Below are 14,447 nucleotides of genomic sequence, written 5' to 3'. Positions count from 1 at the left end.
TTCAATTCTCAAATTAGTCTATTTATGGTATCAAAAAAACAATCGACAAGTATCCGCCGATTGTTTCATCAAAATTAACTATAAACTAGCATTTTCATCCGTCGCTAAAAAGCGTAACCCCTTAGGGAAAAAGTTTTTAACGGTTTTACCAACCACTTTCCCAAAGCCAACGGGTAACTCATCGCACGTTAATATCCGGAAGCCATTTTCTGCAGCTTCATCGGCCAGTTGGAAAGTCTCTCCGTGAACGTATTTGGCCCACTGATCATGCGTAATCGCTACCTTTGGCATTGTTAAGTCATCACTCGCCAAGGCCAAGGCGTAACTCGGCTCAAAACGGTTCTTCTTGAACGTACCTAAGAGAATCCCCGTCCGGAAGATCTTCAACTTACGTGTTACTGGCATCAATTCGGGGACACCGTATAACTGATCTCCACGTGCTTGTAATGCTAAATCAGATAAGGTTACGTTCCCCTGTTGTTCCAAGAAGCCCTGCCATAACTGCCGCTGTGTCGCCGTTAATTCGTCGCGAACTGTTTTCTTATCCTTAGCAACAGTTGTGCCGTGATAGACCAATTTAGCAATAAAATGACCCTCACCACGCATTAAGTGTGGGAATAAACGCGCTGCCTTAGCTAGTTCAGGATTACCATCCGCCCATTCTGGCTTAGCATCGACAATTCCTGCCGTTTTCACTAATGGTTCTAATTCAAATTCAGGATAGGTCTTTAACAACCAAGCCATCATCTGTTCGTCTTCTTCAGGCGCGAAGGTACACGTCGAATAAATCAAATGACCACCAGGCTTCAACATCTTCACGGCCGCGGCTAAAATATCGCGTTGGCGATCCGCACATGCGGCTGGATAATCTGGTGTCCAATAGTTAACCGCATCGTGATCCTTACGAAACATCCCTTCGCCTGAGCACGGTGCATCAACTAAGATTCGATCAAAGAATCCTGGTAACTCTTTAGCCAATGCATCCGGGGTTGCGTTAGTAATCACCGTATTGCGAGCACCATAGCGTTCAACGTTATCACCCAGTGCAGTTACCCGCTTAGGATTGATTTCGTTCGTTACCAGTAATCCGGTTTGACGCAAATAGCTGAGTAAATGGGTCGTTTTACCACCCGGAGCCGCACACAGATCGAGAACCCGTTCATTGAGTTCTGGCTTGGCAAACTCACCAACTGTCATCGCGCTAGGCTCTTGACTGTAGACCGCTCCCGCCAAATGTTCCAATGAATTCCCGTTGACCTTCCCGTAGTATCCAATGGGACTGTATGGGACTTCGGCGGTCATCTTAGCCGTCATCGCTGGCGTCACGGCTTTAGTTGGATTCACCCGAAATCCTTTTTCGACTGGTTCGTCAAAAGCAGCAAAAAAAGCGGGTGCCTCGGCACCTAATAATTGTTCATATTTGGTAATAAATTCTGCTGGTAATTGCAACGCGCATCCTCCTCGTTTAAAAGCTTCCTCAAATAGATTACCACACTTTACACGCGCTGTAAGGCCCCCATGATTCGCATTTACCCTCCGATTATGCTAAATTAAAGGGATTAAGAATCAGATAACGGGAGATGTATTGTTGACTATGGAACAAAAATTAATCGCACTAGACTTAGATGGCACCACGCTAAACGCTGAATCTGCCCTTAATTCAGCAACCATTCAAACCATGCAACGCCTGCAAGCTGCTGGTCACGTTGTGAGTATCATTACGGGACGTTCTTATCAGGGCTCTCAAGCCATTTACGATGACTTGCACCTAACGAGTCCCATGGTTAACTTCAATGGCTCCCTTGGGCATTTACCCCATCAAGAATGGGATTCAGAATATCAGTTCACAATCAACAAGTCCGTTGTTTTAGCACTCGTTAAGTATCGTGAACAACTCGGTATTAATGAAATCATTGCTGAAAACAAAAATAGTACTATGACGGCGGGCCAAGATTTGATTGCCGGTAAATTCTTCCCTGAAATTGCTGACAGTCCCCGCCTGACCCCAGCAACATTGACGCGTAATCCCAACTCACTAGTCCTGCTCGTTCAGTTGGATCGGCGAACCGCCATTATTGATTGGATTACCGACCGGTTTGGCGACCAAGTTGATGTTGGCGTTTGGGGTGGTCCTAACGCTATCCTAGAAATCACTTCTAAGGGTGTTCATAAGGCCAAGGGCGTTGCCTACTTAGCTAACTATTTCCAAATACCACGGCGCAATATCATTGCGTTCGGTGATGAACACAACGACTTGGAAATGTTGCAATACGCCGGTCTCGGTGTTGCCATGGCAAACGGAACGGCACCTATCAAGACGATGGCTGATGACGTCACCGCCTATAACAATGATCAAAATGGCGTTGCTCGTTACTTAAACGACTATTTCGCATTAGCTGAATAAGTAAAAGCATCATGACCACGCGGACTTAGGTGTCCGTTGATGGTCATGATGCTTTTTTGATTATTGTTGCCGATCAGTCGCCTTATCGACTGCAGTCACTTGTTTACTATCTGAATGCTCATCGTGTCGATCAGCTAAATAGGAATGATGCATCCCATAGCTAAAGTAGATAATCAACCCAAGTAAGAACCAGATACCCGCGTAAAGTTTTGCTTGAATATCCAACCCCATGAAAACAAGTAATGCGCCTAGAAAAGCAACGGTTGGCAATACTGGATAAAACGGCATTTTAAACGCTGGTTCAGCAATATCGACCCCCTCACGTCGACGTAAGGCATAAATCCCTAACGAAACGAACATGAAGGCAATCAGTGTCCCCGCTGAAATCAGTTGAGCAAGAAACGCAAAGGGACACAACGCCCCAACCACAATTGCCACAATCGTCAATACGATCAACGCGTTATTGGGTTGATTGTGTTTGAGCTTACCGAGCCACTTCGGTAACATCCCATCACGACCGAATGAATAGAGCAACCGTGAACCAGCCAAAGTCATTCCGATCAACGCTGTAAACATTCCTAGAACAGCGACTGCCTGGATAACACTAGCGACAATTGGATGACCGGCTTGACGTAACGCCCAGCCAACGGGTTCCGCATTATTGGCATATGCAGAATACTTGAACATTCCAACTAGCACTAAGGCAACGGCCACAAAGAGGACCACTGCGATGACTAATGAGCCTAAAATCCCACGAGGCATCGTTTTACCAGGATTCTTCGCTTCAGCGGAGTTCGCTGCAATCGAATCAAAACCAATGTACGCTAAGAAGATCATTGAGACCCCGGCATAGATTCCTTGCCAGCCACCAAACGCACTACCATCGGCGTTCAAATGATATTTTGGTACAAATGGCACGTAATTTTTCAAATGAATTGCCGTTGCGCCAACCACAATAAACGTTAAAATAGCTAATACTTTAAGAACCACTAACACATTTTCAACCCGGGAAGCTTTACTAACGCCCCGTGACAATAACCAAGCAACTAATGCGATCACTAATACGGCAACCAAGTCTACAATACCGCCATCCGTCCCAAACGTGTTGGACAACGCTTTTGGTAACGTCAAACCTAATGGCGTTAGCAAACCTCGTAAATTGGCTGATAACCCCGAACCTACAAAGGCCAACGCAATAAAGTATTCCGCTAATAGTGCCCATCCGGCAATCCAACCAAAAAACTCACCGAACATGACGTTGATCCAAGAATACGCTGAACCTGCAAACGGCATGGCCGCTGCCATTTCAGCGTAGGCAAAAGCCACTAACCCAGCTACGATCGCCGCTACGATGAATGAAAAAACCACCGCTGGGCCAGCATGACTGGCCGCAACCACGCCTGGTAAAGTAAAAATCGAGGTCGACACGATCGTCCCCACACCTAGAGCTAAAAAGTCTTTGACCGTTAGCACTCGTACTAAGTGTGAGTCCTTATCCTCATAAATACTAGGATCCTCTTTTAACGTTAACCGTTTCAATAAATGTCGCATTGAATTCCTCCTTCAGATCAACCAACTGCTCTTCTGCCTGATTATTTGGACTGGCAAACATCAATTCCACTGTTTGCTGCTAAATAATGATTAGATTCATTTTAATCATTTTCTAATAAAAAGGCAACTGCTATTTTTCATAAAATCCTTTATTTCAAAGAGGATCCTATCTACATAAGCTTACAGCGAAGTCGTTTTTGTTTTAATTAATAAACTTTAGATTAACAAACGTACTTTAATAATTGCAAAAAAAGAAACGAGATTAGCTTAACCAATCTCGTTTCCTCCATTTCTTACTTGAAGCCGACACTAAATAGCTTCTTGTACTTATGAATACTATGTAATTCATCTAACTAAAGACAATCTTAGTCTGACTAATAATCTCTGGTTGTGCCTGAGCTGGTGGCGCAATGACCTGTGGTGCCAGTTGATCCCAGACTTGGCGCCGGACCACCATTAAGCGCTCCGACGTAACGGGCGTACTACTAATAAGTTGTGCGCGCGGTTCCCCAAATAGCAACCACTGTGATGAACTTAGCGGCAACGGCTTCACAGCTAAATTACCTTCATGAATTTTAAACGTTGCTTGCCGCGTTACTTCGGGAGCTGGTAAGTATACCCACCGGCTGACATCCTGCGCCATCTCGTCACCGCCTTTACTGATATTAGTATTATTATATCATAACAAAAAGACGTTAATGAGGGCAATTGTGCCCCATTAACGTCTCAATATTTAACTTAATTTTTCTTATGACCAGATTTTTCAAGGTGTTTAACCTGTGTCTGTAAATGATCGACCTTATGCGTCAGCAGATCAATCTTAGCTAGCAACTGTTGCATGTCATCTTGACTTTGTTCAGCCGTGTCATCATCACTATTGAGATTCTGATTCGTCTGGTTCGTGAAGAAATCCGTGATTGTACTGGTTAACAAACCAATAAATCCGATCCCGCCAAACATCAGTCCAACGGCAATGATTTTCCCGACGGCCGTGTGCGGCGTATCATCACCGTAACCAACCGTCGTCGCCGTTGTAATCGCCCACCACAATGAATCCGACAAACTTTGATGTTCAAACACCGAAAATAGCAGCGCGCTTAATACAATAATCGCAATACTGATTGAAAATAAGTAAATAAAGCCCGTGCTATAAATAAAACGGTGAAAATCATGCGTCCATTTACCATCTAACCCTAATTTCCAGAACAGATGATGATACTGAACCATCCGTGTCAAGCGGCCCAGTCGAAATAGTGCAAAGACCGGGTGCATCGGGATAATCCCCATCAGATCAAATGCCGAATGAATTAAAAATGTTTTTCTGTCGTGCGCAAAGGCCAGCCGCACAAAATAGTCAATGGCAAAAAACACGAGTAACCCATTACTAATCTGTGATTCAATTCGCCAAGGACCCACGTGAAACGTCAGTAAAAATACGTTGACCACTGACCACAATGTCAGTATTGTCACAATCAGATGATAAAATGCCATCCAACGTTGCTGCTTTGCTTCATTCATGCCTGCTTGCTCCTAATTTTTAAACTGCTATTAATATAATCCACTTTTTACTAATTGACCATCATAACCGCTAAAAATTAAGTTAGCTTTACTTTTGGGCGCTAAAGCCAGGCACCGATTACAAATAGAACCGGATAGATGATGAAGAACAATGATGCACTTTTGACCGTCGCAATAAACGTCTTCTGCTTATCTTGAACTGCAAAGAATGGTCGCATGCCCCGCCAGATAACCGGCAATAATAAAACTGATGCTAGCGTAACCAATGGTGCTAGTCCAAGAACCACGTTAACTAGTGGCCAGAGACCACCAATAATCAAAAAGACTTGAATCAAGCGTACGGAACCCTTTTTCCCTAAGTAATAAGCTAGCGTATAACGATGGTTCGCAATATCCTCATCACGATCAGCCGTATTATTAGCTAACTGAATCGTAAAGAAGATCAGTGTCAACGGTAGACATAGTAAGAACGTTATTCCAACGATCGACCACGTGAGCGGATGCTGACCATACGTTGAAACGACTACACAAGTCAGTTGAATTAAAAATGCAATCGCTAGCGCCACAACCGTTTCACATAACGGTGTCGCGTTGATTGGATGGGGACCCGCTGTATAAAAAATCCCAACAAGGTAACCCAAAATTCCGAGTAGTAAGACCAACCAGCCTGTCCGCATCACCAACCAAATACCAGGTAATAATGCAACGATGTATAAAAAGAGCGCTAAACCGCCCAACACCGGCGACTGGTAATTTTAGCCGACCGATGGGATTGGTATTTTGCGCGTAACCTTCACGATCAACCGCGTGTTGATAATCATAGTAATTATCTGAAACATTAACCGCCAGATCAAAGATAAACACGACAACTAGGCATAAGCCAACGTTGATCCAGTTGACCGTCCCCAGATAAAGCTGGGCAATTGCCACCCCGAGAACAAACCACATAATATTAAGCGGCGCCGTATAAATCTCCGTCAATTCATAAAATACTGGCCATGTTAGCCATTTTTTCATTACTCAAACAACTCCCCCACAGTTTATTAAATCAGTCTATATGGTACCTTTTTCAACGGTCACCGTCTATCACTTTAGCTCTGAACTTTGCTTAGCAAGTATCTGGATAAGCCGTAACTCAAAACAAGCCCACTAAATCCGTACACTTTAGTACGAATTTAGTGGGCTTGCTAGCTGATAAACTTATGCTTTAGTTGTTGTTGGCAATGTTAACGGTTGATCGAGTCGCGTAAGATCAGCGTAACTTTCACGTTGGACAACTAACTGACTACAACCGTCCTCACAAAAGACCACTGCTGGCCGTGGGTTACGATTATAGTTACTAGCCATCGAATAACCATACGCACCGGTATCAAGAACGGCTAAGACATCACCCGGCTCAGTCGCAGGTAATTGCTGATCCTTGATCAACATATCACCGGATTCACAATACTTACCGGCAATCGTCACCACTTGGTCACTTGGCAGCGTGGGATCCTTAGCAAGAACAGCTTCATACTTAGCTTCATATAGTGCTGGGCGAATATTGTCACCCATCCCACCGTCGACCGCTAAATACTTGCGGATGCCAGGAATATCCTTAGAGGCACCCAGTGTATAGAGCGTGGTCCCGGCCGTTGCCACTAGTGACCGCCCTGGCTCAATCCAAATCGCAGGCATTGGTAAATTATACGCTTTCGTTTGCGCAATGGTTTCCTTCACGATGGCATCCACAAATTCCGTTGGTTGTAATGGTTGATCGGCTGCCGTGTACTTAACACCAAAACCGCCACCAACGTTCATGATTTGTGGGTAAAAATCTAATTCTGTTTGCCAACGAGCAAAGACCCCGATGAGCTTGTCAACGATCATCTCAAAGCCGTTGAGTTCAAAAATCTGCGAACCGATGTGACAATGAATCCCAACTAAGTCCAAGTATTCCGCTGCTTGTGCTTGCTTGACCGCTTCGTCCGCCTGACCACTATTCAGATCAAACCCAAATTTCGAGTCTTCCTGTCCAGTCGATATGTAATCATGCGTGTGGGCTTCGATTCCAGGGGCAATTCGCAACATTACAGTGACCCGTTGTTGCCGCGCTGCCGCTAACTGTGACAACTGATCCAACTCGTAAAAGTTATCAATCACAATATTACCAACACCGGCTTCTAACGCCATGGTCAGTTCCGCAACGGATTTATTGTTACCATGAAAAGATACGTTGCCCATTGGAAAATCAGCCTGTTGTGCCGTATAGAGCTCACCACCGGAGACCACGTCACAGTGAATCTGTTCCTGAGCAATCAACTGATACATGGCAATGGTCGCAAAAGCTTTGCTGGCATAACTGATCTGATAATCAACGTGGTTGGCTTCAAAAACTGCCTTAAACGCGTTAATGGTGGTGCGGATGGCACCCGTATCGTAGACGTACAAAGGCGTCTGGTATTGTTTTACTAACGTTAATGTGTCGACACCACCGATCATCAAGTGGTTTTCTTCATTTAAGTCTTCAGCGCTGATTTGTTCGTTCACGATTTAACCTACCTTCTAAAAACGTCACCCAAAGTTCCAAAAAACCGGCCATTTAACTGGACCGGCTTGACGATAAATAAACTATTCAGCTTTTTCGTCGCTCTTAAGTACGCCACCAACACTGTAGCGGTTTTCCTGCATTTCACTCAAAATAACATGAATGTGTTCTGCTGGCGCGCCAGTATTCTTGCTAACCGCAGTCGTCACGTCTTTTACTAGTTTTTTCAACTGTTCCTGTGACCGACCAGCAATTAAATCAATGTGTACAATTGGCATTTGAGTCCACGCTCCATTCTTTTATTGATGCTTTTAATCTTACTTTAATCTTGGTGATTTTGCAAGCCGTAGTGCCGGAATCACGGGACTTACAACCATTTTAGCGTTTATCTTCGATGACTAACGACAATAATATCAATTTATTACTAATCATCATAATTATCAGACGGCAACCACCTATTTATTTCCAAAAAATGCTAGAATTAAAACATTAATATCGATAGTTAACTAACCTAATAAGCTATTTTCAAGAAAGAAGGCACTTTATGCAAACACATCCATTCAATCCTTATTCTGCTTGTACCAGTATTCTCGTTGGTAAAAATGCCAGCGCGGATGGCTCTACCATGATTGGTCGTAACGAAGATTCACAAGCGGCCTGGGCCAAAAAATTCGTTGTTCATCCCCACGTCGAACACGCTGAACCACAAACTTTTACTTCTAAGGATGTTGAGCACCCGTTCACGATGACATTGCCTAAGATTCAAGCCAAATATACGGCTACTCCAGAATGGACGACCCAATTCGGTTTATTTGAAGAAGACGGGATCAATGAATACGGTGTTGCCATGAGTGCCACCGAAAGCGCCTACTGCAATACCCGGGTACTGGCTGCTGATCCATACGTGCAAGATGGGATTGGCGAAGAAGCAATGGTAACAGTCACCCTACCTTATATCCGTTCCGCACGTGAAGGCGTCGAACATCTTGGCCACATTATTGAAGAACATGGGACCTACGAAACTAACGGGATTCTATTCAGCGATGTTAACGAAGTTTGGTACATGGAAACTGGGGCTGGCCACTACTGGGTCGCACAACGGATTCCAGACGATGCTTACGCCGTTGTCGCTAATCAGTTAGCCATTCAAGAGATCGACTTTGCTGATCACGATAATTACCTTTACGCCAAAAACATTCGGAACTTCGTATTAGATAATCAGCTCGCCTCAATGGACAACGGCCTCAATTTCCGCGAAGTGTTTGGTACCGCTGACTTATCTGATCGTTACTACAACACCCCACGTGTCTGGTATGGACAACAATTATTTACCCCAAGTGTAGCTCAAACGCCTGAATCTTTTGACTTACCCTTTATCCAAAGAGCTGACAAGTTGATTCACTTGGATCAGGTTCAAAATTACTTAGGGTCTCACTATCAAGGAACGTCATTTGATCCCGTTGGTAGTGGCACTCAGGAGCAGAGACATCGCTACCGTCCCATCAGCTTAGCTAAAACTCAGGAATCACACGTCTTACAATTACGGCCGGATATGCCGGTTGCAACTAGTGGGATTCATTGGTTATCGATGGGAGTTACCGCCGAAAGCGTCTACGTGCCATTCTATGCCGGCGCCGACGACACCCCTGCGGCTTATCAGGTTGCAACCAAAAAGTTTGATCCAACCTCTGCTTACTGGATCTTCAAGCACGCTGGTATTCTGGTTGATGCCCACTATCATGACCTGCACAGTGACTTACAGACCGTTCAAAAAGAGCTCGCCATTCAACTTGGTCACTTATTAATTACTAGCGACCGAGCAGTAGCCGACCTCACTGGTGATGAGTTAGTAGCAGCTTTAACCGCAGCTAACGACCAGGCAGCTCAGTTGGCATTAACCACCATGCAGCAATTGATTGCCACCTTAATTACGAAGAGTACGGATATGTCACCTTTAAACTATAATACCGATCTCAATCTATAGTTTTGGCGGTAGTATGCGTATCGGTTGCTTCTTAATATTAATTATTGCAAAATGATGGTAATTCTTATATTAGGAGGCGATGTTATGAGTGATATTAACAAGCAACTTGACAGTACTAAGGATAAGGTTAGTGGTAAGGCCAAAGAGATCGAAGGTAACCTAACCGGCGACAAGACCCGTGAAACTGAAGGCAAGACGCAGTCGCTGATTGGAAAAGCCAAGGATAAACTCGCTGATACAGAAGATACTATTAAAGGCGCAATTGACGAAGCCAAGACTAAGTTAAAGAAAAATGATAATTAATTAGCGCTTGGTTTACCTATTTTGTCATTAGTGAACCATAGATAACTAGCATAAAAGCGATGATAATATTTGATTAATGAAATCAAATATTATCATCGCTTTTTCGATTTAAATTTCCAATTACTGATTGCATACACTCGCTGCATCAATGTTGTCACCCCTAAGATCAGGATAATTGCGCCAACCACAGCGGGGATTGACGCAATCTCAGCTAGCTTCGGTCCCCACGTGCCTAGTAGCCATTCACCCAACATGGCACCAACCATCCCAACAACAATATTACTGATCCACCCTAATGACTTGTCGCTGCTAATAATTGCTCCCGCGAAAGCTCCGATTGCTGCACCAATGACAAGCACCCATAACCACTGCATGGCAATTCCTCCTTTCCATAGGTCCTACCGACTAACAAATAAGATGGACTTTTAATTTAAATTATCATAACTATAAATTTATTATTATTCAAACAGAACGCATATTACTTCCAGATGATGAAAACAACCGCGTATACTGAAGCCAACTTAAAACAATGACAAGTCAACAATTCGCATAATGAGGTGATTAAAATGTCAACTTTCTACGGTATCTTCTACAACGGTCAGGCCGGCAGCGGTGAGGCAGCTACTATCGCCCACCAAGTTACCAAGGCCCTCTCTACCCGCGGAATAAAAAGTCAATTACTAACCGCGATGGGAATTCCCCGAGCAATCGCTGCAATCAAACAGGTGGCGCCACAACTGACCCATTTAATCGTTATTGGCGGTGACGGAACCCTCAACGTGGCACTAACAGCTTTGATCCAAGCTGACGCCCACCACATTACACTAGCAGTCATCCCGACTGGAACAGTTAACAATTTTGCAACCCGTTACCACTTACCGACCGATTCAGAAGCTGCCATTGATCTCATTTGCCAGAATACCACGACGCGTAAAGTTGGTATTATTATCTGTAATCAGCAGCGAGCCGTTGTGAGTTCACTGACATTTGGTAACTTAGCGACTATCGCCAATGATGTTCGCCAATCTGAAAAGAGACGTTTTGGTAAAGCGGCTTATGCCTACCAAGCACTACGACACGTTGGCCGTAATCGATCGTTACCCATTCGTTACCAGCTTGACGAGCAACCCGAACAGATTCTGAAAACATGGTTCGCCTTAATTACAACAACCAAGTCGATTGGCGGGCACGTCTACCGTGACTCGGCCACTGGGAAAATGACACTCAGCCTTCTAAATAATATTGGTTGGCGTCAAGTGATTCCTTATATCTGGTTCGCGTTCACAGGGAATTTACAGAACTCCAAGTCTATTAAACACTTTGACGTCAAAAGATTACGGTTGACAAGTCCCAATGGCCAAGTCATCACGACTCGGATCGATGGCGATCAGGCCGATAAATTACCACTAGATTTAGAATACGTCGCTGAGCGTTTCAACTTAATCGTTCCCTTAAACTCCGAGGATTAGCATAGCGCCCCGAAAGCAACAACCATTGACAATCATATTAATAGACACAGTTAACAGATAAATGTTATCGTAATCATAATAAATAAACACTAGGAGGCCCACTCATGTATAAAAACATTTTAGTCCCCCTTGACGGCTCTGATAACGCTTACCTTGCTTTGAAGCACGCGATTAAGTTAGCCCAAAAGTTTGATTCTAAACTATTTCTACTCAATGTGATCGATGTGACCCGCCTCAATGTTTATAGCCCCGCCGCTTATGGTGGTGCGCTGTACACCAATCTACTAAACGTTGCTAAATCAAGCGGTCAAGAAATTTTAATTAAAGCTCAAGGGATGGCTCATGAAGCCGACGTACCAACTAAAGCGATCCAAGTTAACGGTGCGCCCAAGGCCATTATCGCTGATGACATTCCCACCCAGTATGATATTGAACTGATTGTTATCGGCAAGACTGGAACCAACGCCATGTCACGCTTGTTATTAGGCTCAACGACGACCTACGTTGTGCGCAAAGCAACGGCTAACGTAACTGTTATTAATATGAACGATAATTAGCTAAAAAAATGAAGCCCCAAGGTTAACCACTTAACCTTGGGGCTTCATTCAAAAGACAATATTCATCAAAAAGTAACTTACAACTACTTTTCAAAATATTGGGGAATGAAATTAGGGACTTAATCTAATTTCTAATATATTATAATACATTAACATAAAATATCAAATAGATATTTTATCAAGCTTATTTCCTGAACAAAAAAGAGTATTCTCATATTGAGAACACCCATAAATTTTATCTTAATGTGCTAGATTAACCTCAACTAGCTGAAGTAACTTATCGTTCTGGCGCACTCTAGCCATCACACTCGCAATTTCAGTCGTTTCTTGATTATCTTCCGCAACTTCTCGTTGGGCCAGTGCTAAATCATAATATAACTCATCCAAAAATAGCATGCTAGCTTCTTGCTCCGCAAAATCAATTGCCCGTTTAGTTAGTGGCACTACCGCTGCCCATTTGGCTTCCTTCACGTAGAAGTTACTAATCGTTTTTAGAACAAATAACAACTGCATGCTATCCGCATTTGGAATCGAAAAGTTCGCCTGCATCGCGGCTTCAATAATGCCGTAATACTTTTCCGCATATTCATTATCAGCTTGCTGTTCCGCAACTAATCCTTTTAGTAAGTAGGCTAGTTCCGTATAGACATTATAAGTATCCAACTTAGTTAATCTGAGTAAACTATCAGCATCAAATTGCGCACTGAGTGGATTATTCGTAATATCTAAGTATCCTTTGATGAACAGATACCTCATCTCGTCTTCATTACTCAGTTTTTGCTTACTTAGATAAGTAAGTTCCGCTTGATCGCCAGTATACGTTGCTAACAAGATTTGATGTTCAACTTCTACTAGTGCGGTATGTTCTTCACTATTAACAACCTCAGTACTAAAATCGCTGAAAACATCATTGAGCGTGAGATCTAATTTCTTACAGAGCTTAATAAGTACGTTTAACGATGGTGATGCATTATGTTTTTCAAGTTTACTGATAATATACTGGCCACAAATGTCCTCAGCCAACTCACCCTGCGTTAACTTTTGTGCTTTACGTTTCTCACGAATAACATTACCCAAAAACATTTATTCACCTTCGTATTCTTTGATATATTTATTATACATAATTTTACCAGTTAAGGCTCATATCTGTCATCTTATGACGATTATATCAACAAATTTTAGTTACTATGCTACTATATGAACCAATGTCACAACTAACAAACGTAGTAATTGCTACCAAATTTTTATATCAAATAACTAGTTTTTATAAAACTAAATCTCAGTCCATTAAATAGTTAATTATTTGTGACAATATTAGTCCAACTAAGGAGGTCCTAACTTATGTTTAACATCGTTATCTGTGAAGATGATTTAAAGACGCTTAACCTTTATACGCTAATCATCAAAAATTATATTGCAGATCATCCCACAACCGACATCAAATTAGTGACCGCTTCTCAAAATCCGAATATTATTACTCAAAACTATAGAAGCTCACCAAACGAACACTTTATTTATTTTTTGGACGTTGAGTTCGCTAATTCCACCATCCGTGGGATCGACCTCGCAGCCAACATTCGCAGTACCGATATCGATGCCAAGATTATCTTTATTACGGTGCATGACGAATTCCAGCCTTCAATTATTAACGAAAAAATCGAAGCGTTTGATTTCATCTATAAAGAATCCGGATTTGATAATATCGCCTCCTCGATCATCTTAGATCTCAATCGAATTACTGCTGCATCATCGCAACCAGCCCAAGGTGACTACTTCACCTACCGTGCTGGCTTTCGCGACTACCGCATCAACCTGAATAAAATCGATTACTTTGAAGCATTAACAAACACGCACCACATTCAAGTCGTTACAGCTTCTGAAATTGCAGAATTCCGTGGCACATTGACGCAGATTGCTACCGATTACCCCAAATTTTTTCTCGCTCATAAAGGCATTCTGGTCAACTTAGATAATATCGAATCAATCAATTCACTAACTGGGACAATTACCTTTAAGGATCAGCTCTCCTGCATTGTCTCAAGACGGCGAATTCACAGTCTTAGAAAAACCTTTACCCAATCGAATTAACAACACTAGAGCCCCCTGTAAGATTAATTGCAGGGGGCTCTAATAT

The 14,447-nt window shown here is 43.1% G+C and carries 14 protein-coding genes and 1 pseudogene; 6 read left to right on the top strand and 9 right to left on the bottom strand.

Annotated features, from left to right (window positions below; translation table 11 throughout):
- Positions 1-78: 78 nt before the first annotated feature.
- Positions 79-1,449 (bottom strand): RsmF rRNA methyltransferase first C-terminal domain-containing protein, encoded by a 1,371-nt coding sequence (locus ACG95_RS06020; RefSeq protein WP_047999650.1) that lies wholly within the window; start codon positions 1,447-1,449, stop codon positions 79-81.
- A gap of 145 nt (positions 1,450-1,594) precedes the next feature.
- Between ACG95_RS06020 and ACG95_RS06015 the strand changes: the two genes are divergently transcribed.
- Positions 1,595-2,404 carry a Cof-type HAD-IIB family hydrolase gene (locus ACG95_RS06015; RefSeq protein ID WP_047999649.1) on the top strand — a complete coding sequence of 270 codons (810 nt, stop codon included), beginning with the start codon at positions 1,595-1,597 and terminating at the stop codon, positions 2,402-2,404.
- A 60-nt stretch (positions 2,405-2,464) separates the two neighbouring features.
- Here ACG95_RS06015 and ACG95_RS06010 read toward each other — a convergent pair whose 3' ends face one another.
- The 6 genes and pseudogenes from ACG95_RS06010 to ACG95_RS05985 form a co-directional block, all read right to left on the bottom strand.
- A complete protein-coding gene (locus tag ACG95_RS06010) occupies positions 2,465-3,955 on the bottom strand; it encodes an APC family permease (protein WP_047999648.1) in 1,491 nt (496 codons plus the stop codon).
- A gap of 349 nt (positions 3,956-4,304) precedes the next feature.
- Positions 4,305-4,598, bottom strand: coding sequence for a hypothetical protein (locus ACG95_RS06005; protein WP_047999647.1), 294 nt, complete (start codon positions 4,596-4,598; stop codon positions 4,305-4,307).
- Between the two features lie 95 nt (positions 4,599-4,693).
- Positions 4,694-5,473 (bottom strand): potassium channel family protein, encoded by a 780-nt coding sequence (locus ACG95_RS06000; RefSeq protein ID WP_047999646.1) that lies wholly within the window; start codon positions 5,471-5,473, stop codon positions 4,694-4,696.
- Between the two features lie 101 nt (positions 5,474-5,574).
- Positions 5,575-6,490: pseudogene (locus tag ACG95_RS14950) on the bottom strand (prenyltransferase).
- Between the two features lie 183 nt (positions 6,491-6,673).
- On the bottom strand, positions 6,674-8,002 hold the full coding sequence (lysA, locus tag ACG95_RS05990; RefSeq protein WP_047999645.1) for a diaminopimelate decarboxylase: 1,329 nt from the start codon (positions 8,000-8,002) through the stop codon (positions 6,674-6,676).
- Positions 8,003-8,083: 81 nt separating this feature from the next.
- The gene (locus tag ACG95_RS05985) at positions 8,084-8,278 is read right to left on the bottom strand and encodes a 2-hydroxymuconate tautomerase (protein WP_047999644.1); all 195 of its coding nucleotides are present in this window, start codon (positions 8,276-8,278) and stop codon (positions 8,084-8,086) included.
- A 266-nt stretch (positions 8,279-8,544) separates the two neighbouring features.
- On the opposite strand from ACG95_RS05985, the gene ACG95_RS05980 reads away from it, so the two are divergent.
- Together ACG95_RS05980 and ACG95_RS05975 are read left to right on the top strand one after the other, a co-directional pair.
- Positions 8,545-9,984, top strand: a complete 1,440-nt coding sequence (locus tag ACG95_RS05980) for a C69 family dipeptidase (protein WP_047999643.1) — start codon at positions 8,545-8,547, stop codon at positions 9,982-9,984.
- An 84-nt stretch (positions 9,985-10,068) separates the two neighbouring features.
- Positions 10,069-10,287 (top strand): CsbD family protein, encoded by a 219-nt coding sequence (locus ACG95_RS05975; protein WP_047999642.1) that lies wholly within the window; start codon positions 10,069-10,071, stop codon positions 10,285-10,287.
- A gap of 92 nt (positions 10,288-10,379) precedes the next feature.
- On the opposite strand, the gene ACG95_RS05970 is transcribed toward ACG95_RS05975, so the two are convergent.
- Positions 10,380-10,661 (bottom strand): GlsB/YeaQ/YmgE family stress response membrane protein, encoded by a 282-nt coding sequence (locus ACG95_RS05970; RefSeq protein ID WP_047999641.1) that lies wholly within the window; start codon positions 10,659-10,661, stop codon positions 10,380-10,382.
- Between the two features lie 192 nt (positions 10,662-10,853).
- Between ACG95_RS05970 and ACG95_RS05965 the strand changes: the two genes are divergently transcribed.
- Positions 10,854-11,756 (top strand): diacylglycerol/lipid kinase family protein, encoded by a 903-nt coding sequence (locus ACG95_RS05965; protein WP_047999640.1) that lies wholly within the window; start codon positions 10,854-10,856, stop codon positions 11,754-11,756.
- Positions 11,757-11,860: 104 nt separating this feature from the next.
- On the top strand, positions 11,861-12,313 hold the full coding sequence (locus ACG95_RS05960) for a universal stress protein (protein ID WP_047999639.1): 453 nt from the start codon (positions 11,861-11,863) through the stop codon (positions 12,311-12,313).
- A gap of 240 nt (positions 12,314-12,553) precedes the next feature.
- Here ACG95_RS05960 and ACG95_RS05955 read toward each other — a convergent pair whose 3' ends face one another.
- Positions 12,554-13,396, bottom strand: a complete 843-nt coding sequence (locus tag ACG95_RS05955) for a helix-turn-helix domain-containing protein (protein ID WP_047999638.1) — start codon at positions 13,394-13,396, stop codon at positions 12,554-12,556.
- A gap of 258 nt (positions 13,397-13,654) precedes the next feature.
- Between ACG95_RS05955 and ACG95_RS05950 the strand changes: the two genes are divergently transcribed.
- Positions 13,655-14,401, top strand: coding sequence for a LytR/AlgR family response regulator transcription factor (locus tag ACG95_RS05950; protein ID WP_047999637.1), 747 nt, complete (start codon positions 13,655-13,657; stop codon positions 14,399-14,401).
- Positions 14,402-14,447 lie beyond the last annotated feature (46 nt).

The organism is Lactiplantibacillus herbarum (genome assembly GCF_001039045.1).
Lineage (GTDB): Bacteria > Bacillota > Bacilli > Lactobacillales > Lactobacillaceae > Lactiplantibacillus > Lactiplantibacillus herbarum.
This window is presented reverse-complemented; position numbering and strand designations above follow the sequence as displayed.

Bases quoted from the DNA above. Each gene is read 5' to 3' on its own strand.
- ACG95_RS06015 (WP_047999649.1), top strand. From the start codon at position 1,595: ATGGAACAAAAATTAATCGCACTAGACTTAGATGGCACCACGCTAAAC.
- ACG95_RS06010 (WP_047999648.1), bottom strand. From the start codon at position 3,955: ATGCGACATTTATTGAAACGGTTAACGTTAAAAGAGGATCCTAGTATT.
- ACG95_RS06005 (WP_047999647.1), bottom strand. From the start codon at position 4,598: ATGGCGCAGGATGTCAGCCGGTGGGTATACTTACCAGCTCCCGAAGTA.
- ACG95_RS06000 (WP_047999646.1), bottom strand. From the start codon at position 5,473: ATGAATGAAGCAAAGCAGCAACGTTGGATGGCATTTTATCATCTGATT.
- ACG95_RS05985 (WP_047999644.1), bottom strand. From the start codon at position 8,278: ATGCCAATTGTACACATTGATTTAATTGCTGGTCGGTCACAGGAACAG.
- ACG95_RS05980 (WP_047999643.1), top strand. From the start codon at position 8,545: ATGCAAACACATCCATTCAATCCTTATTCTGCTTGTACCAGTATTCTC.
- ACG95_RS05975 (WP_047999642.1), top strand. From the start codon at position 10,069: ATGAGTGATATTAACAAGCAACTTGACAGTACTAAGGATAAGGTTAGT.
- ACG95_RS05970 (WP_047999641.1), bottom strand. From the start codon at position 10,661: ATGCAGTGGTTATGGGTGCTTGTCATTGGTGCAGCAATCGGAGCTTTC.
- ACG95_RS05965 (WP_047999640.1), top strand. From the start codon at position 10,854: ATGTCAACTTTCTACGGTATCTTCTACAACGGTCAGGCCGGCAGCGGT.
- ACG95_RS05960 (WP_047999639.1), top strand. From the start codon at position 11,861: ATGTATAAAAACATTTTAGTCCCCCTTGACGGCTCTGATAACGCTTAC.
- ACG95_RS05955 (WP_047999638.1), bottom strand. From the start codon at position 13,396: ATGTTTTTGGGTAATGTTATTCGTGAGAAACGTAAAGCACAAAAGTTA.
- ACG95_RS05950 (WP_047999637.1), top strand. From the start codon at position 13,655: ATGTTTAACATCGTTATCTGTGAAGATGATTTAAAGACGCTTAACCTT.